Source organism: Fimbriimonas ginsengisoli Gsoil 348 (assembly GCF_000724625.1).
Classification (GTDB): Bacteria; Armatimonadota; Fimbriimonadia; order Fimbriimonadales; family Fimbriimonadaceae; genus Fimbriimonas; species Fimbriimonas ginsengisoli.
The window spans coordinates 4,837,658-4,860,535 of record NZ_CP007139.1 but is presented as its reverse complement, the minus strand read 5'-3'; the positions used below and the strand labels follow the sequence as shown (position 1 = coordinate 4,860,535).

The 22,878-nt window shown below is 61.5% G+C and carries 18 protein-coding genes and 1 pseudogene; 5 read left to right on the top strand and 14 right to left on the bottom strand.

Annotated features, from left to right (window positions below):
• Positions 1-101 precede the first annotated feature (101 nt).
• The 4 genes and pseudogenes from OP10G_RS21885 to OP10G_RS21870 all read left to right on the top strand — a co-directional run bounded on the left by OP10G_RS21885 (position 102) and on the right by OP10G_RS21870 (position 3,369).
• On the top strand, positions 102-941 hold the full coding sequence (locus OP10G_RS21885; RefSeq protein WP_025228297.1) for an alpha/beta hydrolase: 840 nt from the start codon (positions 102-104) through the stop codon (positions 939-941).
• An 80-nt stretch (positions 942-1,021) separates the two neighbouring features.
• Positions 1,022-1,516, top strand: a complete 495-nt coding sequence (locus tag OP10G_RS21880) for a DUF4339 domain-containing protein (protein ID WP_025228298.1) — start codon at positions 1,022-1,024, stop codon at positions 1,514-1,516.
• Between the two features lie 96 nt (positions 1,517-1,612).
• Positions 1,613-2,032, top strand: a pseudogene (msrA, locus tag OP10G_RS21875) (peptide-methionine (S)-S-oxide reductase MsrA); the annotation flags it as partial.
• A 92-nt stretch (positions 2,033-2,124) separates the two neighbouring features.
• A complete protein-coding gene (locus tag OP10G_RS21870) occupies positions 2,125-3,369 on the top strand; it encodes an L-rhamnose isomerase (protein ID WP_025228299.1) in 1,245 nt (414 codons plus the stop codon).
• A gap of 23 nt (positions 3,370-3,392) precedes the next feature.
• Here the strand turns inward: OP10G_RS21870 and OP10G_RS21865 are convergent, their stop codons facing one another.
• The 5 genes from OP10G_RS21865 to OP10G_RS21845 form a co-directional block, all read right to left on the bottom strand.
• Entirely contained in the window at positions 3,393-4,625 is a 1,233-nt protein-coding gene (locus OP10G_RS21865; protein ID WP_025228300.1) for a D-alanyl-D-alanine carboxypeptidase/D-alanyl-D-alanine-endopeptidase, read from the bottom strand.
• A gap of 141 nt (positions 4,626-4,766) precedes the next feature.
• Positions 4,767-5,765 carry a hypothetical protein gene (locus tag OP10G_RS21860; protein ID WP_025228301.1) on the bottom strand — a complete coding sequence of 333 codons (999 nt, stop codon included), beginning with the start codon at positions 5,763-5,765 and terminating at the stop codon, positions 4,767-4,769.
• Between the two features lie 133 nt (positions 5,766-5,898).
• Complete coding sequence (locus OP10G_RS21855; protein ID WP_025228302.1) at positions 5,899-8,601, bottom strand: zinc-dependent metalloprotease; 2,703 nt, start codon at positions 8,599-8,601, stop codon at positions 5,899-5,901.
• Positions 8,602-8,795: 194 nt separating this feature from the next.
• The gene (locus tag OP10G_RS21850; protein ID WP_025228303.1) at positions 8,796-9,638 is read right to left on the bottom strand and encodes a hypothetical protein; all 843 of its coding nucleotides are present in this window, start codon (positions 9,636-9,638) and stop codon (positions 8,796-8,798) included.
• 55 nt (positions 9,639-9,693) lie between these two features.
• Entirely contained in the window at positions 9,694-10,551 is an 858-nt protein-coding gene (locus tag OP10G_RS21845; RefSeq protein WP_025228304.1) for a hypothetical protein, read from the bottom strand.
• Positions 10,552-10,778: 227 nt separating this feature from the next.
• Here OP10G_RS21845 and OP10G_RS21840 point away from each other — a divergent pair, with 227 nt between their 5' ends.
• Positions 10,779-12,683 (top strand): sialate O-acetylesterase, encoded by a 1,905-nt coding sequence (locus tag OP10G_RS21840; RefSeq protein ID WP_227625004.1) that lies wholly within the window; start codon positions 10,779-10,781, stop codon positions 12,681-12,683.
• A 203-nt stretch (positions 12,684-12,886) separates the two neighbouring features.
• Here the strand turns inward: OP10G_RS21840 and OP10G_RS21835 are convergent, their stop codons facing one another.
• The 9 genes from OP10G_RS21835 to OP10G_RS21795 form a co-directional block, all read right to left on the bottom strand.
• Positions 12,887-13,132 (bottom strand): hypothetical protein, encoded by a 246-nt coding sequence (locus tag OP10G_RS21835; protein WP_025228306.1) that lies wholly within the window; start codon positions 13,130-13,132, stop codon positions 12,887-12,889.
• Between the two features lie 86 nt (positions 13,133-13,218).
• Positions 13,219-14,577, bottom strand: a complete 1,359-nt coding sequence (locus OP10G_RS21830) for a flotillin family protein (protein ID WP_025228307.1) — start codon at positions 14,575-14,577, stop codon at positions 13,219-13,221.
• A 57-nt stretch (positions 14,578-14,634) separates the two neighbouring features.
• Entirely contained in the window at positions 14,635-15,414 is a 780-nt protein-coding gene (locus OP10G_RS27255) for a hypothetical protein (protein ID WP_025228308.1), read from the bottom strand.
• Positions 15,415-15,447: 33 nt separating this feature from the next.
• Positions 15,448-16,800, bottom strand: a complete 1,353-nt coding sequence (locus OP10G_RS25320) for a BaiN/RdsA family NAD(P)/FAD-dependent oxidoreductase (protein ID WP_052547913.1) — start codon at positions 16,798-16,800, stop codon at positions 15,448-15,450.
• A gap of 189 nt (positions 16,801-16,989) precedes the next feature.
• Positions 16,990-17,265: a hypothetical protein gene (locus OP10G_RS21815; RefSeq protein ID WP_025228310.1), complete on the bottom strand. Its 276-nt coding sequence runs from the start codon at positions 17,263-17,265 to the stop codon at positions 16,990-16,992.
• Between the two features lie 265 nt (positions 17,266-17,530).
• A complete protein-coding gene (locus OP10G_RS21810) occupies positions 17,531-18,325 on the bottom strand; it encodes an alpha/beta hydrolase (protein ID WP_025228311.1) in 795 nt (264 codons plus the stop codon).
• Entirely contained in the window at positions 18,322-20,307 is a 1,986-nt protein-coding gene (locus OP10G_RS21805; protein ID WP_025228312.1) for a sialate O-acetylesterase, read from the bottom strand. Before OP10G_RS21805 ends, OP10G_RS21810 begins: the two co-directional genes overlap by 4 nt.
• A gap of 159 nt (positions 20,308-20,466) precedes the next feature.
• Positions 20,467-21,669: a DNA glycosylase AlkZ-like family protein gene (locus OP10G_RS21800; RefSeq protein ID WP_025228313.1), complete on the bottom strand. Its 1,203-nt coding sequence runs from the start codon at positions 21,667-21,669 to the stop codon at positions 20,467-20,469.
• A gap of 132 nt (positions 21,670-21,801) precedes the next feature.
• Positions 21,802-22,704 carry an Fpg/Nei family DNA glycosylase gene (locus tag OP10G_RS21795; RefSeq protein ID WP_025228314.1) on the bottom strand — a complete coding sequence of 301 codons (903 nt, stop codon included), beginning with the start codon at positions 22,702-22,704 and terminating at the stop codon, positions 21,802-21,804.
• Between the last annotated feature and the right edge of the window lie 174 nt (positions 22,705-22,878).

The following is a 22,878-nucleotide window of genomic DNA, read 5'->3' as shown; positions in this document are numbered from 1 at the left end:
GGGACCGTTGGAAACGTTGGGGCATGGTACACCTGGTTAGGCCATATGCCATGTCCAGCAACACACATCCATCTATTCGTCGACGAGGGTTGCGACGCCGCGTGACCGCATATCTGGCCGTTTTCGTCGCCGGCTACGCGGGCATTTGCTATTTCTTAGCGCGGTCCTATCTGATGCCGGGGCGGCATATCCCAGTGATGGGGAAGGGGCTGTCCGAGGTAGGAATTCCTTGGCCGGGGCACAAGGAGGATCCGGCCTGGTGTACGCCGGGGCTAACAAACGGGCATGCGTCGAAGGTGGTCTTCGTTTTCGCCCATGGATACGGCGGGGATCGGGGCTCGTGGAGCGAGGTGATGCCTGCGCTGCTCAAGCACGGGATCGATTCGGTGGCTCCCGCGATGCCGGGCCAAGACGCGAGTCCGCAGCCCGAGGTCGGCTTCGGTATTAAGGAGGCAGCGACTTTGAACCGCACGGCGGCGTGGGTTCGGGGTCAAAACCCCGAGGCCAAGATCATCTACGCGGGTGTCTCGATGGGAGGCGCGGCGGCCTGGCTCGCGAGCGCGAACGATCCCGGTGCCGCTGGTGTCGTCACCGAGGGAGCTTATGCGCGCTTCGACGAGACGATCACAACCTGGTTCGAGAGAAAGGCTACGGGCGCGAGCGTTTACCTACGTCCGGTGGTCTGGATCGCTTCCGCGATGGCGGGTTTAAGGCCGAGCGAAGTTGTTCCGATGAACGCTGCCTCGAAATGGAAGGGAAAGCCTTCGCTGGTTATTCAGGGCGGCGACGATCAATTGATCGCGCGTAGCCATGCCGACCGGCTGGTGGAGGCATCGGGAGGGAAGCTGTGGGTGGTCGACGGAGCACCTCACGCGGGGTGTTTCGAAACCCGACGCGAAGAGTACATAAGTCGCCTTGTCGAGTTCGCAAGCGCCCTTTAACCTTATCAATCTGTTAACGAGCCCGCAATTCGCAAGGATCGGCCTTGCAGTTGGGCTTCTGTAGCGGTAACTTCCCTCCAATGGAATATTTTGTGATCGGTGCCGACGGAAAGGAGTACGGCCCGGCGACGCTCGATCAGCTTCGACAGTGGGCCCAAGAAGGGCGAGTCATGCCACATACGATGTTGAAGAACTTCAACACGGGCCAAGTGGCGGCGGCTTCGACGATTAGCGGAATCTTCCCGGACACGGCTGGCACGGTGCCCCCGCCCGGACAAGGCGCGAACTGGAACCAGCCGCCGTCGCCATACCCGCGGCAAGCTGTCGGGTACGCCGTCGACGACGGAAATAAGGATATTTGGGGCGCGATCATTCGATCGGTCCTCGCTCTTGTCTTCTTTTTCGCGTTTCACGGTATCGGGCTTATCTTTGCCGCCTACGGCGTCTATTACGCGATCCAAGCGAATTCTAAGGGGCATCGGCACGGGAAGACGGCGTTGGCGATTTCGATCGTAACGTTGGTCGTCATCGGTATCGGCTGGCTTCTCCGCGCTAAAGCGGCTACGGGCTCTTAGCACCCGGAGTCATATTAAGGTATGGAAATGATCGAGGAAGCCCGCTTTCGCGGGCACGATCTCGCGCTGTTCGGCGCGGGGTGATTCTGGGGTCCCGAGGCGGAGTTCCGCCTCGTAGATGGTGTCGTCGCGACAGCGGTCGGCTATAGCGGCGGCCACGTGCCGGATCCGACTTACCGAATGGTGTGTGGACGAGATACCGGGCACGCCGAGGTGATCTTGGTTGAATTCGACCCGACGACCGTTTCGTACGAGCGATTGGTGGAGATGTTCTTCGCAATGCACTCGCCGAGTCACTGGTCGCCGGGCAGCCAGTATCGGAGTGCCATTTTTACGTTCGGCGACGAGCAACGAATGGTGGCGGAAAAGGTTTGCGAGCATCTTCGGTCGCAGGGGGAAGTGATCAAGACGGAGATTACGCCCGCGGCCAAGTTTTGGATCGCGGAGGAGTACCACCAGCAGTATTACGAGAAGCGAGGCCGGGTCTCGGCGTGTGGTACTGGGCGCATTTCCTAAAGTCGTGCCGAAAATAGCGGAAGGTGAGCTCTTGCCGCGCTACGTTTGGAGAAGACGGCCCGGATTTTCAAAAAGCGGGTAAAAGCGGCGGGATGTCCGGGTTCGAACGAGCAAAAGAGGTTTATGCGGAGACAGGGGTCGATGCCGAGGCAGCGATCCAAGAGGCGTTGAAAACGTCGATCTCCATTCATTGCTGGCAGGCGGACGACGTCGCCGGGTTCGAGGTGCACGAAGGGGCCAAGGACTCCGGAGGGATCATGGCCACCGGGAATTACCCGGGGCGTGCCCGCAACGTCGACGAGGTGCGCGCCGACTACGAACAGGTGCTTCGCCTAGTACCCGGAACCCACCGGGCAAACCTACACGCTTCTTATGCCGACACCGCGGGCAAAGCGGTGTCTAGGGATCGGTTGGGACTTGAGCACTTTGCCTCCTGGATCGACTGGGCGAATGATCTCGGGATTAAGCTCGACTTCAACCCGACTTACTTTGGACACCCCTTGGCGGCGTCCGGCTTCACCCTCTCCCACGCCGACGCGGCAGTAAGGGAGTTTTGGATTCGGCATGGAGTTGCGTCGCGACATATCGCGGGCGGAATCGCGGCCGCGCAAGGCTCGGAGTGTGTGAACAACCACTGGGTTCCTGATGGCGCCAAGGATTCGCCAGCCGACCGTTGGTCGCCGCGGGCGCGTCTTTTGGAATCGTTCGACGAGGTGCTGAGGGAACCGGTCGACGGGTGCACGGACGCGGTGGAGAGCAAGCTATTCGGGCTTGGGTCCGAAGATTATGTGGTTGGCTCGTTCGAGTTCTACTCAAGCTATGCCCTCTCTCGGAAAAAGCTCTTTTGCCTTGACATGGGGCATTTTCACCCGACGGAGTCGGTGGCGGACAAGTTGTCCGCGTTGCTGCAATTCCATGACCGGCTGCTGCTGCACACCAGCCGTCCGATGCGGTGGGACAGCGACCACGTGGTGATCTTTAACGACGACTTAAAGGCGGTTTTTCTGGAACTGGCGAGGGGGAACGCGTTGCACCGGGCGGTGGTGGCGCTTGACTTCTTCGACGCGAGCATCAACCGGATCGCGGCGTACGTGATCGGCATCCGGGCGACGCGGAAGGCGATCTTGTACGGCCTGCTCGACCCGCAGACCCAGCTCAAGCAATACGAATCGGAAGGAAAGCTGGCGCAAAAGCTGGGGCTGATGGAGGAGGCAAAGACCCTTCCGTTTGGCGAAATATGGGACGAGCTCTGCCGCCGCGCCGACGTCCCTGTCGGAAGGGCGTGGATTGCCGACGTGGAGAAGTACGAGGAAGGCACGTTATCCAGGCGGGTTTAACTGCGGCGTCGGCCTTCCAACCGCTAGTCGGAGGCGGCGGCGACGATGCGGTCGGCGATACCTCGGGCTTCGGCGGGGGAGCAGCCGAATTGGTTGAAGATAATGCTGACGATACGGGTCTCGCCGTTCCGGGTTTGGACGTAGCCGGAGAGAGCGGCGACTAAATCGAGCGAGCCGGTTTTGCCGGTGAACTCGATTCCCTTTAGGCGTGAGGCGAGCGTCCCTTTGCCGGCGTGAGCAAGAGCGGCGCGCCACTGGAGGGCGGTCGGCTGGTGGTCGGACCAAGCGAGCAGCTTTACGATAGCGCGGGCGGTGACGTAGTTGTGACGGCTGAGACCGGAGCCGTCGTCGACTTTGACGTCAGCAGGGTCGATGCCGACGATACGGGTGAGAAAGTTTGTCAGCCGCGTCCTTGCGGTGGCGTAGGCGTCGAGACCGAGGGGACCTTCGGTTCTGGCTCCGAGCATGAGGAGCTGTTCTGCGAGCTGATTGTCGCTAGGGGGAAGGCAAGCGCCGACGACGTCGATGATTTTCGGGCCCGCGATTACGAGATCCGGAGCTCTCCTTGGTACTTCGTCGGTGGGAACCATGCGCGAACCCAGTAGGCTGGCGGCGGCTTCGTCGGGGTGGGGAAGGGACAGGGTATCGACGCGCTGGTCTTTGGTGAATGCGGCGTTGGTGGCGTAAACGGTCCGGGTGAACGGGTCGTACCGAGTTGTCGTACCCTTTGGAAGCGCGGCGGGCACCACCCGGGTTCCATATGCCTCGGGGCGGAATTGGGGTTTGCCGCCTTGGCTCCAGATCTCGAACGAGCCACGGTCGACGTTGAATGCGCAGACCGGGGCGGCGTATTTGTTGGGGAGGTCGCCGTATTCCCAGTTCTCACCCCATCCCGGGGCGTATTCCTCGTGGAGATAAACCGGCAGGCGTCGGTCGAGTCGGAGCCGATTGCGAGCCTCGACGAGCTGATCGTGGGTCAGCATCGGGTCGCCGGTGCTTTCGACCACCGTGCGAGTCGGCTCCTTCCAGAACCGAGTTTCCCCTTTTCGATCGGGTCCAAGTTGGTACAGGGCGAACGAGTTGCTCAGCAGCTTCATATTGCTTGCCGGCATCACGTGCGTTCGCGAGTTCCGCTCGAACAAGATCTTCCCGTCTCGGTCGGCAACTACCACGGCGGCAATCGAGCCGTCGAGCTTCGGATCGTCGAGAATTCTTCCGAAATCCTGGGTTTGAAGGGCGACGAGAAGGGCGAGCATGGAGCCAGTTTATACGGGCCCGCGAAAGTTCGACGCACGCTTTGGTTGGGATTGGCTGAAGGCTTTTTACTCGGGCGGGCCGCCCGAGATACTCACGGGCGAGCCGCCCGTGCCACTCACGGGCGAGCCGCCCGTGCCACTTTAAGCTTCGTCCGGGAAAATTGGGTCAGCGGCGTGGTCGCCATCGGCCCTTTCCAGGTCGCCGGCCATGGCGGCCGCATAGGCGCGGAGAATCGGTTCGGTATCTTGCTCCGCCACCCGGCGCAACGCGGCGACTACGTCGGCTTGTAAAGCCGGCACCCACTCCACCACATGGTAGAGGCCGTGGATCGCGCTTCGTCGCCCTATGCGGCTCGGCGCCTCAAGGCACTCCATGAGCGTCGGTCCGCCATAGACGTAGGGAAGGTGTCCACCAAGGACCACGCCGGCTTTGTAGACTGTCCGGGCGTAATCGTTCTCGGCGTCCCAGATCAGCCCCTTCATCGCTTGGACGGCGGCGAGCTCTTCTTCGGGCGAATCGCAGTAGCTCGGTAGGTCTTCGAAGAGGTCGAGCACGCACCATTGAGCGGATCGGCGGTTTGGGTGCCGGCGGTCGGAGAGCACGGCGACGAGGGCGGGAAAGAAGACGCGGTTGCTGCTAGCGTGGGTTTCGACCTCGGAGCGGGCCTCGTTCGCTACGTCTCGATCTTCGCAGTAGAGCAGCTTTAGCAGGTCGATCGGCGGCAGGTCGCGCACGTGGCCGGTAAACCGTCCGGGACGCTCCAAAGCGCGGCCGATGGCGAGTTGCCGTTGGAACAGCGGCTCGCTCGTCTCCCGCAAGCGGGCAAGCATCTGAGCCTCCGTTTCTCCCCGCTCCTCATGCCAGATATCCGGAGCTCGACCAAAGACGCCGAAGGGGGTACGGGCGACTTGCACTTCGAAGACGTCTCCGTGGGCTTCGAAGCTGGCCGTTCCGGTCCAGTCAGAGGCGAGGACGTGGAACGAGTAGCTGACCGGGTGCGGAGGCCAATGAAACTTGATCCGGTGGGCAGGCTTACGGGCGGCGGTCGAACCGCCGTTTGCCTCGACGGCGCGATCGATATAGCCCTGTAGCTCGCGGACGGTGTCCTCGGCATTGAGAGACGTTTCAAGGGTCGCCATTTGCACTAGATCCCATGGGTCTGAATAGTAAGGATGACCGGATCGACTGGATTTCTCCAGATCGATCAGATCATCCTGATCCTTCGGACCTATTCGCGCCTCCCAGGTGCCGGGAGAAACGAAGGTAACAAGCTTACCGGCTGGTGACCGCCGTGCGGTTCAAGAACCGGGAAATGGTCTCGTGGCTGTCCCGCAGATGAATCCGGGTCATCGAGTCGAGCTTGGCCGGTTTGGCGAGTTGGGCGACAAATCGCTTGTCGAGCCGGCGAAGCATGTCGCCGGTAATCATTCGGACGTCTTCGTTAACCGAACCCTGCGGCGCACCCGTTTGCTGGATCAGACCGCTGATGGCGAACCGCTGCAGGTCGCGCCGAAGCGGCTTGATGTTTTGATTTTGACCGACTTCGGAGAAGATCGCGGAGATGATCGTTCCATAGTGCTGGTCGAGCGTATAGCCGTTGTTCTTATAGGAGTTCTCGGTGATCTTGTCGGTTGCCGAAGCGCCGATCAACATCGCGAGCAGATTCGCCTGGAACGAGCCGATGATGTCGCGGAGCGGAGCGGTCCAAGCGCCGGAATTCTCATCCTGACTGAGGCTGGAGAGAACGCTGGGCGGGAGGTCGAACGCGTCCGGTGCGAAGAAGTGTTTGGTGACGAGCGAGACGGCTTGCCGCTGGATCTGGGGGGTTACCGGGGCGAGCGTCGGCTGCTCGCCGGCGTCTCCCTTGAAGTTCTTGTTCGCGACAACGCCGCCGACGAATCGCGCCGCGTTTCTACCTTCTCGGAAAGAGCGGAGGAGCGAGTTGACGATGATGGCAGTTCGCTTCGAGTAGCTCTCGCCCGGCTTCGGAAGGTTGTGGATCGCGTAGTCGCGGGCTCGGGCCAGGGAGAGGAGCACCCGATCGCTATAGACGAGCGGATCCTTTCCAAGGTCGAAGCGGACGGCGTACGGGTCCCAGTTATCGGCATCCTCGTCGGTCTTATAGGCGTGGCCAGGGAGGCTCGATTCGCTTGCGATCCGGGCGAGCTGATACTTCTCGCCGGTTGGAGTTTTGGCGCCGAAGTCGGAGTATCCGTATCGGATCGCCCACTCGTCGTACGAGCCGATCGAGGTCGTGTAGAAATTCCCCTTGCCGCGCAGGACGGCCTGCACGTTAGGCGGGGTGTAGTCCATCACGCTAGCGGTCAGCCCGGTCTTGGACGTCAACGTGTCGTCGGCAAGTTGGGCGGTCGTAAGGTTGGTGGAACCGGCGAAGTTGTGGCGAAGGCCGAGACAGTGGCCGAGCTCGTGCGAAACGCAGTCGGCGAGGAATCGCTTTACGTACTCTTCCTTATTTAGAGGGCCCGCTACGGAGGCGATGGCATACCAATCGAGACCGGCGTCGATCCCGAGCTCGCTCGCGTAGTCGCAAGCGTGGTCGGTCCAGCCGTACTTCTTCATGGTCGCCTGAGCCTGCTTCCAAGCGCGCTGCTCAGGAGTCGCGAACAGGTAGTAATCGTCGGTTTCCGTGCGCTGGGGATCGCGCAGCATGACGTTTAGCGCCTTCTGCCGAGCGGTGCCGAAGCTCGCCTGGTTCCGCTGGTGCTCAACTTGGAGGTCGCGGATGACGTTGCCATCGAGCGTGATGCTCGCGTTGAGGATCTCGCCGGTAATCGGGTCGGTTCGGGGGAGCGAGATCGCGGCGAACGGTGCGCCTGGTCCGATCAGCATCCGAACGACGTTATATCGCCCATCGGCATGGTCGTAGTTCTTGTCGTCTTTCGGCACATCCTGAACCTGGATCGCGTTCTTATAGCCGAGATCCTCGTACGCCTTATTCCATCGAAGGATCCCTTCCTTGATCGCCGGGCGGTACGCCTCGGGGATGGAGGGATCGATCGTCCACACGATCGGCTTCACCGGCTCGCTCAGCTTCGCCTTAGGGTCTTTCTTTTCGAGGTGGAACCGGTTGATGTATCGCTCCCGGCGATCCTCGTTCAGGAATCGGTCGATCGAAAAGAAGTCTTGCGTGAAGTATCCGATTCGGGGGTCGGCAAGGCGCGGCACGTAGCCATCGTCCTTCCGGTACCACAAGTCGTAGGTGACCCGGACCGGGGCGCTGCGGTCGTCCTCTAGAGTGCTCTCGCCGCCGAGGCCGAGGAGCATCATTAACAGATTCCCTTGAGACCCGCGCGGCGAAGCGTAGTGCAGCTTCATCTGGACGACCGTGTTCTCCGGGTAGCCGTGCACGGCTTCTACGCCCGATTTATCCCGCTCCAACATGTACGGGCCGTTCAGGCCGCTCATCACCATCTCGCTGAGGTGGAAAGTGTCGCCGAAGAAGAGCTGGGTGACGTTGACCAGGAGAAGCTTCTTTTGGGGATTTTCCTGTTCGATCCGGAACGAGCCAAGGATCGCTTCCGGGAAGGTTCGTTGGGCGCCGACAGAGAGGTCGTCCTTCGGGTCCCATCGGTTGGCAATGTTCGGCCGCTCCAGCCAGACTTGGCCTTCGTTTCGCACCCACTTGAACGAGTCGACGGGAGTGTCGCCCACAGGCATGCCGGCGCTCATGAGACCAGCATCGAGCCCGGTGCTTAACGCGACTTGGACCAGGAAGAGCTTGCCGAGCTTGTCTTCCGGCAGCTCTAGGAGTAGCTCTTTGTTTCGCTGGTAGAGGACGACCGAGCCCTCAATCCGTTTGAGATCCTTGATGGCAGCGTCATAAGCGGCAACCTTCGGATCCTTTTGGGCCTCTTCTTTCTTAGGCTCTTCCTTGGCCGCCTGGGCCTGGACGGCAGTTGGGAAGCCAAGTCCGAATGCGAGGGCGAGAGCCACGACGGGCAGGGTTCGGGTCATGAGTTTTCGGTGGTCTCCTCGTACAGCGTTACCGCTTGTCTTGCTATATCTGCGTCGACTTGATGACGTTCAGTTCCATTCTCCGACGCGTTTCCGCTTATTGAATGAAAACAACGTAAGCTTTGCGAAGGGTGGACGCCTCCGTAGGGCTTTAGGTTCTATAAGATTAGCCGTAGACCGCGATCCGCCGTTGATTAACGGATCAGGTCGAAGAAGGTTCGCCACAGGGGTTTGTACTTTGGGACGGCGTCTTCTTGGAACTCCCACCAGAAGTAGCCGCCCACGAAGCGGCTCTTGATCGGGTCGGCCAGTTTGTAGTAGCGCTGAATGAGCGCTTTCTTGGCCGCAGCGTTGGTGCTCAGCGTTCCGTCCTCGTTCGCAAGCCCCAGTTCGCCGAACCCGAGTTTCGCGTTCGGATAGAGGGCCGCGAGGTCGGTGAAGATCTTGGTCCAGTTGGGATGAGACCCGGTCGCAGTGGTCGGATAGAAGCTGACGAGCACGTAGTCGACGCCGTTTAGGACCGTGGACGAGAGGTACTTGCGGCTCCAGGTCACCATCTCTCGGTCGGTGTTCAAGGAATCGTCGCTATAGAACAGGGTTAGTGCGGTCTTGATCTGCCGGCTTTTTGCTTCCTGGAAGGCGCCGGAAATCTTCTGAGCCATGGTCGCCGAGGGGCCGGTCCATTCTCCATTGACTTCGTTGCCGATTTCCCAAATGTCCACGTTCTTTCCGAGGGTGGTCATATACGTCGAGAAGCGCTGGCGATACTGAGCGACGGTCAGGCTCGTGTTTTCCGGTTCGGAGTCGACTGGCTCGCCCAGCACGTTGGCGACTAGATGGATTTTCTTGACGGTGGATAGATAATCGGTCGGGGCGACTCCGGGATCGAACACGACGCGCGTGGTGACCTTCTTCCAAAACGGCGTGACTGCGGTGACGATCGGCGTCGCGTCCCATGCGTTGTCGAGAGTCACGCCCCATACCCTTTCGGGAGCGGCGGTCTGTGAAGCTAGAAGGGCAAGTACGGCAGGAAGCATCGGTGAGGCCTAATTCAAGTATTGGAGCGAAAGGGTCGAACTCAAGGGCGGCTCGTCACCCGATCGATTTTTTCAGGGCGGTCCACAACGGGGCATTTTTCGCGACGGCGTCTTGGCGGAAGGTCCACCAAAAGTAGCCGCCTACGAACCGGCCCGGAAGTGGCGAAGCCATACGGTAGTAGCGACGGATCAGCGCTTCTTTGCCAGATTCGTCGTTGCTGAGGGTGAAATCCTCTTTCCTCAAACCAAGTTCGCCGAAGCCGAGCTTTGCTTTCGGAAACACTTCTCCCAGGCGTTTGAACTGCGCTTTCCAGTCCGGGTGTTCGCCCGTCGCGCTGGCGGGATAGAAGCTGACGAGGACGTAGTCTACGTGGCGCTTGACGTCGTCCGAAAGGTTAACTTCCGACCACTTGGCCATTTCGCGGTCGGTGCCTAGGTAGTAATCGCTATAGAAGAGGCACAGCGCCGCTTTGTGTCGGCGTTTCTTCGCTTCATGAAGCGCGGCCTCGATTTTCAGCCCCATCTGGCGGGAATCGCCGGTCCAGTCGCCGTTCACCTCGTTCCCGATTTCCCATAGATTGACGTCGGTGCCAAGGCCATCCATGAAATCCGCCATGCGTTTCCGATAAGCGTCCACGGACATCTTGCCGCTCGGTGGAGCGGAATCGACTGGAGACCCCATCACGTCGGCGACCTTGCCGATCTCGTGCACGGCGGAGGCGTATTCTCTCGGCGTCGCTCCTGGGTCGAACACGACGCGGGCGGTCATCTTTGCTTTTAGGCCGCGGAGGCTCTCGACGATCGCGGAGGTGTCGGAAACCTCATCGAGGGTCACCCCCCACATCCGCTCCGTCGCCACCCGGCCATGAAGCCCGGCAAGTGCGATCATTCCGGCGGCGAGGAAGGGGAGCATCGGAGTTGGGCGTGAGGGCGTTCGGCGTTGGCGCTGAGTTTGCTAGCAGAAGGGAGTTATCTCTGGGTAAACGCCTAACGCCTAACGCCCAACGCCTTCCCCATTATCAACTCCCTAGACTCCCGCGGCGCGTGACGTTTTAGGGGGACGCGGGAATGTGTGCTTAGGAGCGCAAGGGCACGGTAACATCGCGGCATATTTGAGGTGAATCTATGCTAATTGGCGCGATGTTCTCGATGCTTACCGCCGGGCAAACGCCCGCTCCCTTGCCCTTTCTCAGTCCCGTATTCGGCGATCACATGGTGATGCAGCGGGACCGTCCGAACACCTTTTGGGGCTGGGCGGCTCCCGGGACATCGGTTCGCGTTACCATCGGCGGACATAGCGGCGCGGGCGTCGCCGATGCGGCGGGCAAGTGGTCGGCGAGGGTGTCGCCTCCGGCGGTTGGGGGGCCTTACAAGGTCGAGATCGATGGCAGTCAGCACGTGGAACTCAACGATGTTCTCGTCGGAGACGTGTGGGTGTGCTCGGGACAGTCGAACATGGAGATGGGGATTGGCCTCGTCAATAACGCGGCCGCCGAAATTGCCGCCGCCAACCATCCCGATATCCGCCTTTACACGGTTCCCCACGCCACCTCTTACGACCCGATTCCCGTAAATGGTGGAACTTGGGCCCAATGCTCGCCGGCGACGGTATCGGCCGGCGGTTGGAGCGGATTTTCGGCCGTCGCCTACTTCTTCGGCCGAGAGCTTAACCAGCGACTTAAGGTTCCGATCGGACTCGTACACACCTCGTGGGGAGGAACGATCGCGGAGGCATGGACCAGCCGCGAAGCGCTCATCCCGATGAAGGATTTCGACGGCGGACTCGCCCAGATCGACGCTGCCAAGAACGCCAAAGTAACGCCTTATGCCCAACTCGTCGACGAGTGGTTTGCCAAGAACGATCCCGGAACGTCGGCGAATTGGCAGAGCGCCGACTTCGACGATTCGTCGTGGAAAACGGCGGGCGCCAAGACGGACTTCGATTCGATCGGTCTTGGCAAATTCGACGGTCTGGTGTGGTACCGGCGAGAGATCGAGATTCCTGAGGGAACCAAGACCGATGGCGCGACCCTTTCGCTAGGGAAGATCGACGACATCGACTACACGTGGGTCAACGGCCGTTCGGTCGGATCGATCGCCAACTGGGCGGCCGATCGGAACTACGCGATTCCGGCTGGCGTGTTGCATCCCGGAAAGAACGTGATCGCGGTGAGAGTAATGGATACGGGCGGCGGGGGCGGCCTTTATTCTCCAGCGAGCGATCTCTTTCTTAAACTTGCCGACGGCAGTCAGATCCCGCTTGGCGAGAACTGGCGATATAACGTGGCAGGAGAGCTCGCAAAGTTCGCGCAGTTCCCACAAGATGTGTCCAACAACCCGAACGTTCCGACCGTGCTTTACAACGGGATGATCGCGCCGCTCGTTCCGCTGGCGATAAAGGGGGCGATTTGGTATCAGGGCGAAAGCAACGCCGATCGCGGGAAGCAGTATCAGCGCCTCCTCCCGACGATGATCGGCGACTGGCGGAAGCGATTCGGCCAGGGCGATTTTCCGTTCCTCATCGTCCAGCTCGCGAACTTCATGGACCCACCGAAGGAGCCGTCGGACGAGGCGTGGGCTTACCTTCGCGAAGCTCAGACGATGACTGCCGACCACGTGCGAAATGCCGGACTGGCGGTCACGATCGACATCGGAGATCAGGTCGACATCCACCCGAAGAACAAGCAGGAAGTTGGCTTGCGCCTCGCGTTGCAGGCACTGCGCGTTGCGTATGGACAGAACGTGGTCGCCTCCGGCCCGACGTTCCGGTCGGTTAAGTCGGAAGGAGACGCAATCCGGGTGACGTTCAACCACACCGATGGCGGCCTTGTGGCTAAGGGTGGAAAGGTCGAAGGGTTCGCCATCGCAGGCGCGGACGGTAAGTTCCACTGGGCGACCGGCGAGATCATCGGTAACTCGGTTCTCTTGAGGTCTCCTCAGGTCCCGCAGCCAGTCGCCGTGCGCTACGCCTGGGCGTCCAACCCCTCCGCCACTCTGTACAACGGCTCCGGCCTTCCGGCGGTGCCGTTCCGCTCCGACAAGTAGGACTTGTCGGAGCCTTCGGAGCCTTCGGAGCCTTCGGAGCCTTCGGAGCCTTCGGAGCCTTCGGAGCCTTCGGAGCCTTCGGAGCCTTCGGAGCCTTCGGAGCCTTCGGCAGTGTTAGGCATTACCCTAATGCACCCGCTCTCCGCACGCTCCGGATAGCTCCGAAGCGAAGCGGGGTCGAACGCTCCGTATGCTAGAAATCCTTACTCCGTTCGTGCCGCGCCGATGGAGGTGGTTGGGGTGAAGCTGGGTGGGTCGCTGGCGGGGAAGCTGTCTTCGGACGAGGCGTCGACCTGGTCGTCGCGCATCGAGGCGGACTGCAACAGCTTTTTGTCGTTCAGTCCGAGCTTCTCGCGGATATCGTCCCGCTTTAGGAGACGTTGGATTGCGTAGCCAGCGGCGAGGAGCCCGAAGGCCCCACCTACTACGATCAGGGCTCTCTTGTTCATTTTGAATTCCTTATGTGCGTCGGCGAAGGGGGCGAGCCGGGACGCGCCATAGCCTTTCGACGCGTCCTAACCGGGGTTGTTCGCGGTTACGAGTCCTTTCGGATCGTCACCTTCGGTGGGATCGGGGCGACGGTCGTTGCCGTCGGAATCGAGGGAGAGGGGGTAGGCAGTGACGGGCTGGCCGATGCCTCCTTTCCGTTGGGCGCCGAGACGTCTTTCAGGGAGGTGCTTACGAGTTGGGCGGCCAAGATCGTTTGAATTACGCCGGTGATTTGATCGGCGGCGCCGCCGGCGGCGCCACGGCCGTCGCTGGAAATGTTGACCAGCTTGGCGCTGGCAAGCGCGTTGGCGATGACGGGGGCGATCTGCGGCAGCATTTCGAGCTGCCTCAGCGCGAGGTAAGCGTCTCCGCCCTCGGCGATTGCTTTGTTGATCTCGCGGATCGCGTCGGCTTGAGCCACGGCAACCGTGCGGAGGCGAACCGCCTCGGCCTCGGCCATCGCTTCGGCGTTGACCTTCATCTTTTCGGCGTCGGCAGTAGCCTGGGCGAGCTGGGTGGCCCGGAGCTCCGCTTCGCGTAGCGATCGGAGCGCCTCTTGCTTCTCGGCTTCGGCGGTCGCGATCACGGCGGCGTTTTGTGCTCGCCTCTGCTCGAGGTCACGCTGCTTGTCGTTGACGGCTTGCTCGGCGCCGAGCTGCGCTTCGCGGGCGCGCCGCTCTTGGTCCGCTTGGACGATGTCGGCGTTCGCCTTGGCTTCGACCGCCGACTGGCGGCGTCGCGCTTCGGCGACCTCGCTTTGGACTTCCTTAATGTTCAAGGAGTTGAATACAAGGCCGAGATCCTGGAGCTCGCGGGAGCACGCGCTCTTGATGATGATGGCGAGCCGATCGTCGTCTTCGGCGTTTGGCAGGGCGGCAAAACCGGGTCGGGCGAGAACATCGGAGGGCTCCTGCGGGTTGGCAGCGGACCCAAAGCTCACCTTGGCGTTAAATAGCTCGTCGTGGTGAAGCAGGTTGATCGCTCGGCGGCCGGTGGACGTAAGCAGGTCGGTCAGGGTCGAGTTTTGAACCGGGAGCGGCATCGCGAAGAAGCGGTTGGCGGCAGTTCGGATCAGCTCGTTGGTATCGCCTACCGAGACGATCGCGCTGGCGAGGACGCGGACTTTGATCGGCCTCGGTTGGCCGTTTCGGTCGACGTCGGCAGTTTGGTCGGCGATGTCGAGGTCGATATTGATCGCCTTGGAGGGGATGGTGGTGCCGGTATTGACCAGCGGAATCTCCCAGCTCTTTCCCGGGCCACGGTAGATGGAGACTTTGCCGCCCAGGAAGCTGACCAGGCGAATGGTGCCCGCTTCGACCGTCCGGAGGAGCCGGCTGATCAGGATCGGAACGAAGAGAACTAGTACGACAATTATCGCTGCCGTAACGATTTGCGGTTCGGTCATGATTACTTTCTGTAAACGATTCGAGAGGCTTGCCCAGTAACGAGTGAGGGCCGCAAGCTAGGCCCCCAACTCCCGTGTGACGAGACACGTGTTGCGTGCGGAATCGACTTCGATAACGGTGACGGGATCCCCCTTGGCAACCAGAACGCCCCGAGCTCGCTCGTCGGGGTCCAGAGTGGCCAGAACCTGTACGCTGGCGCCGTCCAACGTTAGACAAACCAGGCCTCGGCCGTCCCGGTCGAACCGCATGGCGGCGACTCCGCTCTTGGCAACCAGACCTTCCAGCCCCTCGCTTGGGGGGGCGGCGAATCGAGCCATCAGCCCGATGATCGGCTTCACAAGCGCGAAGTTGAACACGAGAGCGCCCAGGACGGCGAACCAGGGAAGCATCGCGGCGGCCACGAGGCCCTTCAGGAGGATCCCGGCGGCGCCGGCTCCGAGGGCGAAGCTGAAGAGGTCGAGGGGAGAGATGGCCAGCCACCGGCTCACGCCGCGGCCACCCTTCAGACCACCTTTGACCGAGAGCTTGGGCGCGTGCTGCGCCGGACCGAGCTTGGGGCCCATGGGTCCGACGTTGCCCGCGGGAGGAGCTTGGGCGATCGAATCGATCGGCTGCTGCAGGTGAGCGGGGGTGTGATGGGCATGGGCCGGGGCGGCGTGAGGCGCGTGAGCATGGCCGTGGCTTCCGCCGATGGCGTGTCCGTGACCGTGGCCGACCGGGCTGTGCCCATGTCCGTGGCCACCACCGTGGCCGCGCCCGCCCCCGTGCCCCAAGAATCCCAGGGCGGTCATTGCGGTGAAGCCGATGAATCCGATCAAGAAGAGCAGTTCGTACACGGCGTTCGTCTACCGATACTGTAGCGCGTTTCCTCAGGTTGCGTTGGGCCGGGCCGCGGATTCCCCGGCCACGTACCCGGTGGCGAAGGCGGCTTGGAGGTTATATCCGCCTACCGGGCCGGCGACGTCGAGGATCTCGCCGCAAAGGTAGAGCCCCTTTACTCTCTTCGACGCCATGGAGTGAGGATCGATTTCGTCCAGCGAAACGCCCCCGGCGACGACCTCGCCCTTTTCAAGAGGTACGTGGCGAACCTTGCCGAGGGGCCACGCTTTGAGGACGGTGGCGAGCCGATTTCTTGCCTTTCGGTCCAGACGAGCGCCGGTGAGATCGATCGGAATTCCGGCCGCGTCGACAAGGAACTCGACGAGGCGATCGGGGATCAGGGCGTCGACAAAAGTGGTAATTCGCTTGCCGGGGTTCTTTGACGCGAACTCCAAGAGTTCCGCCGCGACCTCTTCAAAGGCGTGGTTCGGACGTAGATCCACTTCGAGAGTTACCTCGCCGGTTTCCATCTGCTCGGCCACGACGCGGCTGACCGCGAGGGCGGTCGGTCCGGAGACCCCTTGGTGGGTGAAGAGCAGGTCGCCTTGCCAGCGGGCGATCTCTTTCCCCTGCCGGGCTTTCAGTACGATGTCTCGTAACGCGATACCGGACCATTCGCGAGTGGTCTCCAGATAGATTGGAGCAAGCGCGGCGCGGAGTTTGGTCACGGTATGCCCAAGCTCGCGCATCCAGGGCCAGCCGTCGCCGGTGGTGCCGCTATTGGGGTACGAGCTTCCGCCGGTGCTCAAAATGACGCGGTCGGCTCTTAACTCGATCTCTTCGCCGGCGGAGGTGGCGGCGACCGGATCGAGCTGCTTCAGAAGGTTCTTCGCGGTGTTCGCCCGGTAGCCCTCCGGTTCCTCGAGGCGGCTTCGGGTCAGAGTGTGGGCTCGGCGGTAGCGGATGCCGGTCACGGCTCCGTTCTCAACGATCAAGCCGCTTGCGGCGGACTCAAGCTTGATTTCCACCCGCTCTTCTTCGAGATATCCGCGCAGGATTCCGACCACATCCTTGGCGGTTTGGTCGACGGGGAAGATTCGGCCATCGGGGCGGGTGTAAACCCGCAGACCCTTCGCGGTGAGCATCGCCACGATCTCCTCGTTGCGGAAACGGTAGCAGGCGGGGCGAATGAAGCGTCCCTCCTCCGGACGAAACGCCTTGAGGAGGTCTTCGATCGGCCCGGAATGAGTGATGTTGCACTTCCCGCCCCCGGAGACGAGGATCTTGGTGCCGACGCGGTTGGTCTTTTCGACCAGAGTGACCTTCGCGCCGAGGGTTGCGGCTCGCCAAGCCGCCAAAATGCCAGCCGCGCCCGCTCCCACCACGATCACGTGCCGCTGCATGAGTTCATTTTGGACGGCATTAGGAAGCTTCGTGAAAAGACGTGAACTCTGGGTGGGATCGTCGACAAAGATTCTCATGACGTCGTGAATGAAACATTGCGGTGCCAAGTGTGATGAGCTACGCAACGTGCGCGGCCGTCTTGCGTTACCGGTAAAGAGAATGTTCAACACACCAGCGCAGTGGCTAATCTATTCCGCGCTGATTCTGGCGCTAAGCATTGTGCTGCAGTCGACGGTTCCGATTTGGGCGGCCGCGGTTTCATGCGGAATCGAGCGCCTCCGGAGCCGCGGTTCAAGGTTGCAGTCTGCCACCAGCACGAAGCCGTCTGTCATTAGCGCAAGGCGGATTCGCCCAGACGATACAGAGGGAATGGCGGGCGTCGCGGTTCGACCTCCGGTGCCGCCAAAGTCGCGAAGCGGACGGGCGTAGTCTCTGGCAGCGTTCAAGTAGGACAGTTCGGCCATGCTGCCCACTTAAAAGATGCGGTGATGCGACCCTTTCAGGGCCGGTTCGTCACCGGCCTCGCTACCCAGGGCTTACGCCGCTGGGCTAGAGGATCGACGCCCCCTTCGGGGCTGGCTCAGAACCTTCGTTCGGGCCATACCATCTTCGTTAGCCAAGAACTTGCCTGGCAAAACACATCACGACAAGGCCCCTTTGTGGCTAATCGATCCCAATGTGCGGATTAACCCTACGCACCTGCTCCTGCGCGACCCGAACGACCGGGGGCTAAAACCCGATTCCCCGAAGCCACTTCTCGGCCGCTGGGCGCCAGTCTTGCGGCGAGCCAGCCGCTCCCATGCCGAAGCCGTGGGGGCCGTGTTTGGGGACGTGGAGCTCGAACGGAACCTTGTGGTCGGCGAGGGCCTGGCTGTAGAGAAGGGAATTTTGGACGGGGACGGCGTCGTCGTTCGCTCCGTGGCACAGGAAGGTCGGGGGAGTGTCGAGGGAGACGGTCTTGTAGTTGGAAAGCGCTTCCGCTTGCTGATCGGTCGAATTCTTTCCGAGCAGCATCTCTCGCGAATACATGTGCCCGAATGGTGCGGTCATCGAAATGACGGGGTAGATCAGCGTCGCGGCATCGGGGCGGGAGGAGGCTCGATCGATTGGATCGGAGGCGGAGTCAGATCCGGAATCGTGGTGAGTGGAAATCGTCGAAGCGAGGTGCCCGCCGGCGGAGAATCCAAGCACGCCGATCTTCTTCGGGTCAACTCCGAATTCGGCGGCTCTCGACCGGACGAGCCGGACCGCGCGAGCAGCATCTCCAAGCTCGATCGGGTGGTGGTAACGCGGACCGAGCCGGTACCGAAGCACGAACCCCCGGACGCCGACCGTCTCAAACCACTTTGCCACCGGCAGGCCCTCGTGGTCGGCCAGCATGGCATAAGCGCCGCCGGGGAAGACGATAAATGCCGGCTTGCTCTCGCCTGCCTGCTCCGACAGAACCGTCAGCGTCGGGATGTCGAGCTCTTCATGGCCGACTGCGCCCGGCGCATCCCCTTCCCAAAGTCGAATCGTTCTCATCTTGCCCCCGAAGTTATTCCCGGCCAGTCGTCGGTGCGGAACGGGAGAGCCGGGAGCCCTTCCGAATTCGCGAGGTTGACATACGGGTTGTTCGCCCAAGCATAGCGGACGGCGACCGGTTTTGGCACGTAGGGGTTCGACACGACCACCGTATTTCCAACGAGCTTTGCCACGCCCCAGTAGAACTTGTGGTCTTCGCCCGCGATTGTGAACGCGCCGAGGGCGCTCCCGTCGACGCTCTTAAGACCGTCGGCAACGTTGTCGTACTGGATGTGAGCTTCGCTCCCCTCGAACTTGACTTCGCGCATGGTCGGACCTGTGTAGATCACCTTCTGTCCGTAGTCTCTCGCCAAGGCGATGAGGGCGAGGCGGCGGCCGACTTCGCGCTTGTTCTTCGGGTGAATGTCATTGGCCTCGCCAATGTCCACCGCGGTAGCCATTCCGGTATTGGGGAGCGCGAGCGCCTTTGCCTGAGCCTCCCGCAGCTCCGCCCAGTTGCTTTCGACCGGGTCGTTCAGCCGTTCGGTGTATCCGGCGAGCTGTACGAAATAGAACGGCATGTCGCCTTCTTCCCACCGCCGTCGCCAATCCTCGATAAGCGTTGGGAATAGCTCCCGGTATTGGTAGGCGTAGTTAACATTCGCCTCGCCCTGGTACCAGAGCACACCCTTGATGGCGTACGGGATGAGCGGATCGATCATGCCGTTGTACAGGCCGCCCGGAGCCCAAGGATGGCCAGGACCAAATGGTGGTTGCGGTTTCGAGTTGACGACTTCCTCGGTCGCGGGCTCGATATATCTTTCCACCTTGCTAAGCCACGCGCCTTCTAAAAAGATCGGTTCGCCGGAGCCGTCGGCGGGGGCGATTTTAAGCTGGTTGGCGCCGCCGGTGAAGCCGCCGGGGCCGAACTGGTTGAAGATTCGTACCGCAATGGTGTTGGCTCCGGCGTGGACGAGCGCCGGAGGAACGGGATAGACCCGATCGACGGCGTACCAGTAGGGGGTGCGGTCGTCGATCGCGCCGATTCGGCGGCCGTTGAAGTAGGTGATGTCGAAATCTTTAATCGTGCCGAGCACGAGGCGCAAAGGCTTACCGGCCCATTCGGCGGGAACATCGATGGTTTTGCGATACCAAACCGCTCCGTCCATTTGGCGGTTCTCCGTCACTTCTAGCAGGTTGGGGAGGGTCACCTGACGCCAGGAAGTGGTATCGCAGTCCGGCTCCGGATATCTCATTCCGAACCCGTCGTTTCCGGTATCCGTGTGATAGACGCTTTCCTTCCAGTCGGCTAGCTTGCGGTCGTATTCCGCTTTCCGCTCGGGGAAATCGTGAAGGCCGGCAAGATAGTTTTTTACGATCGGGGCCAAGGTCGGCTTCACGTTATAGGCGTGCCGGCTCGTCCACGCCTCGATCGGGGTTCCGCCCCAGGAGGAGTGGATGAGTCCGATCGGCACTCCCAGCTTTTTGTGGAGCTCGACTGCGTACCAATACGCAACGGCGGAGAAGTTCACGACACTGTCGCCGGAGGAGGTGACCCAACTGCCCGTAACGTCGGGGGCGGGGATCTCCGAACTCAGATGCTGAACGGTGAACATTCGAATATCCGGGTCGGCGAGCGATTGGGCGACCTGGCTTTCGCGGGCTTCGCCCACTCGCATTTCCATATTCGACTGACCCGAGCAGAGCCAAACTTCGCCGACCATCACGTTCCGGAGAGTGATGGTGCCGTCGCCGGTGATCGTCGCCGTATACGGGCCGCCCGCGTCCATCGGGCGGAGCTTGACCATCCAGGTACCGTCGCGCTTGGCATTGGTGTAGGCGTGGTGGCCGTTTAACGTGACGTCGATGTGGGTTCCAGGTTGGGCGGTGCCGAAGAACGGCAGCGGCTGGTTTCTTTGCAGCACCATGTTGTCCGCGAAGATCGCGGGCACATGAAGCGTCGGAGCCTGCGCAAGAAGAAGCGCGGCGGCTAACAAGGGCATACTTCCATTTACCCCGTTCGGGCCCGCGGCGTCGCTCTTTGCGGGAGAAATGGCTGGGATGGGCGTCGGGCGTTGGGCGTTGGGCGCTTTCGGGAACGCGGAGGCTGGTAGGACACTTGAGACCTAAGCGGGTGTCTGCCTTGTCCCAGCGCCCAACACCTAACGCCCAGCGCCCCCTGCCCGCAGCATATCGATCGTCTTTTGGCGGCTGGCGGGGGAGTCGAGGCTGAAGGAGCGGCAGTCGCCGAGTTGGTCGCGGACATAGGCTTCAACCCTAGCTACCTCCGCACGAAGCGCCTCGCTTGGCTCCACGAAGCCGAGCCAGACGATCGATTCGGTCGGCTGCTCGTATTCCCACAGGCCGACGATTCGGCCACGGTCGACGATAGCGTGGTTGTTCAGGTCCTGTAGATCTCGGGCGCGAATAAGCCCTTTTTCACCCGGGAGCTTTCGATCCTTATCGGCTTCTTCCAGGAATGAGGCCACATCTCTGCGGTGGAGGAAAATTCCATCGAGCGCGCTGATGAGCGAGTATTGCGGCTCGCTCGGGACGCGGTGGGCGTGGAGAGCGTCCAATTCGTCCGGAAACATCAGCAGGTCGCTTCCCGGTTCGATGGGAACTAATCCAAGTGGTTCGAGTGCCGACTTGGACCCCTTGACGCCAAGCGCGGAGAACCATTGGAAGTGTTGGACGCTGGCGGGGCCGGTCCAGCGAAAATAGCGGCGAGCCATCTCCGTATACGCCTCCTCGGTGGACAGGTCAAACCCGGCCAGCGGATTGTTTTCCCATCGGGTGTAGGCGTACCGCTGTTGGTCGATTCGTCCGTTGACCGGAACCCGGCGAATCTCTCCGCGAGTCTGTAGGCGACCGAGAATGAGGGGAAGCGTGGTCGTTTGGCCTCGCTTTTTTCCCTCTGGGCCGAGGTTTCGCACGGCGTCGCCCAGCTCGTTTCGCAAGGCGGTCGGGTCCTTGGGACCTTTTGACAGAACGTCTAACGTTCGCTCCTCCAGGTGCTCCAGCTCATCGTCGGTGACGCCAAGGTATTTCTTGGCAACTTGGATATCGCCGGCGTCGCCAAAACCTTGGCTGACCTTCAGGGCTAACGCGAAATCTTCTTGGGGAACAACGTAGGTGCAGCCGCGGGCGCTTGGAAGCTCGTGAATTTGGAGGTCGGCGACGGCTCTATCGGCTTCTTCCCGCGACGTTCCGGCGCGGGCGAGGAGCGTTAGGTAAGGATTGGCACCGCCGACGGACCGCGACCACCCCGATTTCGCCAACACATCCGCCGGTCGAGCTCCCGGCATCCCCATCGGAAGCCCCTGCCGAGTCGCCCACCAAGACCGAAGAACCTGCGCATCCATCGAGTCCGATTGTGCGCCTTTTAGAGGGAGCCGGGCTTCTTCGATCTTGCGGGATTGAGGCGTTGGGCGCTGGGAAAGTCTTGGATTGGCAGAAAACAGTTTCGCCAGGTTTAACGCCCAACGCCTTAACGCCTATCCCCCAAGCATCTCCTCCAGCGTCTTTGGCCAGTCGTCCTTCAGGAGCCTCGATAGGCTTCGGTCGGCGAGGAGGCGGCCTTCGTTTTGGCAGCGGGCGCAGTAGTTCGTCTCGTTTTCGGCGTAGACGATGTGTTGGATCGGGGCTCCGCAGTTTGGGCAGGGGTGACCGAAGCGGTTGTGAACGGCGAAATCGGGTCGGAACGCGGTGACGTCGGCGTTCTTAGGGAAGCCGGGGACGGTGCGTTGGAGCTTCTCGGTCCAGTGGATCAGCGTCTCGACGGTCGCCCTGTGAAGGCGTTCGACCTCCTCGTCTTTGAGGGAACCGGTCGTTCTCACCGGGGAGATCCGGGCGGCGAAGAGGATTTCGTCGGAGTATGCGTTGCCGATTCCGTCGAAGGTGCGAGGGTCGGTCAGCGCTCGCTTCAGGGTCCGGTTCGTGGCCCGCAGCCGCTGGGCGAACTCAGCGGGGGTCGAATCCATGAGATTCAGACCGCCGCGCTCGTGCTCGGCAAGCCCGGCGCGGCCGGCGACGAGGTGGATCGACGCGCGCTTCCGGGTCGAGGACTCGATCAACGAGAGCAGGCCGGTCGAGAACCGAAACGCGGCGAGCTGGATCTTTCCGGTCGCTCGCTTGGCGTCCGGGGCGGGTGATTGCCACTGCAGCCGTCCCGCCACCATGAGGTGGATGACGATGAAGCGCTCGTTTTCCACCGCGATGACGATCCGCTTGCCAAGCCTTTCGATCCCTACGACCTTAAGGCCCGTGAACTCCTGAGGAGCTACGGCGTACGAGCGAAGAACGAAAGGATTGAAGAAGGTCAGCGACTCGACGTTCGATCCGACGATTCGCTCGGCGAGCCGTACTCGATACAGCTCGATGTCGGGAAACTCCGGCATAGATCTACGGTAGCGGAAAACGTTGCGGCGTGGCAATGGGACAGGGCGTGGTCAAGTGGGAACCATATTAGGCGTTTGGCGAGCCCTACTCTTAGGGGCTTCGACCCGGTACGAGTTTCGATGGATCAACGAAAGGTTCTTACTCAGGCGGGCCGCCCGTGCCACTACTACTTG

What these genes read in the sequence shown, in the direction of transcription:
- OP10G_RS21880 (WP_025228298.1), top strand. Translation starts at nt 1,022, where the DNA reads ATGGAATATTTTGTGATCGGTGCCGACGGAAAGGAGTACGGCCCGGCG.
- OP10G_RS21870 (WP_025228299.1), top strand. Translation starts at nt 2,125, where the DNA reads ATGTCCGGGTTCGAACGAGCAAAAGAGGTTTATGCGGAGACAGGGGTC.
- OP10G_RS21865 (WP_025228300.1), bottom strand. Translation starts at nt 4,625, where the DNA reads ATGCTCGCCCTTCTCGTCGCCCTTCAAACCCAGGATTTCGGAAGAATT.
- OP10G_RS21860 (WP_025228301.1), bottom strand. Translation starts at nt 5,765, where the DNA reads ATGGCGACCCTTGAAACGTCTCTCAATGCCGAGGACACCGTCCGCGAG.
- OP10G_RS21855 (WP_025228302.1), bottom strand. Translation starts at nt 8,601, where the DNA reads ATGACCCGAACCCTGCCCGTCGTGGCTCTCGCCCTCGCATTCGGACTT.
- OP10G_RS21850 (WP_025228303.1), bottom strand. Translation starts at nt 9,638, where the DNA reads ATGCTTCCTGCCGTACTTGCCCTTCTAGCTTCACAGACCGCCGCTCCC.
- OP10G_RS21845 (WP_025228304.1), bottom strand. Translation starts at nt 10,551, where the DNA reads ATGCTCCCCTTCCTCGCCGCCGGAATGATCGCACTTGCCGGGCTTCAT.
- OP10G_RS21840 (WP_227625004.1), top strand. Translation starts at nt 10,779, where the DNA reads ATGTTCTCGATGCTTACCGCCGGGCAAACGCCCGCTCCCTTGCCCTTT.
- OP10G_RS21835 (WP_025228306.1), bottom strand. Translation starts at nt 13,132, where the DNA reads ATGAACAAGAGAGCCCTGATCGTAGTAGGTGGGGCCTTCGGGCTCCTC.
- OP10G_RS21830 (WP_025228307.1), bottom strand. Translation starts at nt 14,577, where the DNA reads ATGACCGAACCGCAAATCGTTACGGCAGCGATAATTGTCGTACTAGTT.
- OP10G_RS25320 (WP_052547913.1), bottom strand. Translation starts at nt 16,800, where the DNA reads ATGCAGCGGCACGTGATCGTGGTGGGAGCGGGCGCGGCTGGCATTTTG.
- OP10G_RS21815 (WP_025228310.1), bottom strand. Translation starts at nt 17,265, where the DNA reads ATGGCCGAACTGTCCTACTTGAACGCTGCCAGAGACTACGCCCGTCCG.
- OP10G_RS21810 (WP_025228311.1), bottom strand. Translation starts at nt 18,325, where the DNA reads ATGAGAACGATTCGACTTTGGGAAGGGGATGCGCCGGGCGCAGTCGGC.
- OP10G_RS21805 (WP_025228312.1), bottom strand. Translation starts at nt 20,307, where the DNA reads ATGCCCTTGTTAGCCGCCGCGCTTCTTCTTGCGCAGGCTCCGACGCTT.
- OP10G_RS21800 (WP_025228313.1), bottom strand. Translation starts at nt 21,669, where the DNA reads ATGGATGCGCAGGTTCTTCGGTCTTGGTGGGCGACTCGGCAGGGGCTT.
- OP10G_RS21795 (WP_025228314.1), bottom strand. Translation starts at nt 22,704, where the DNA reads ATGCCGGAGTTTCCCGACATCGAGCTGTATCGAGTACGGCTCGCCGAG.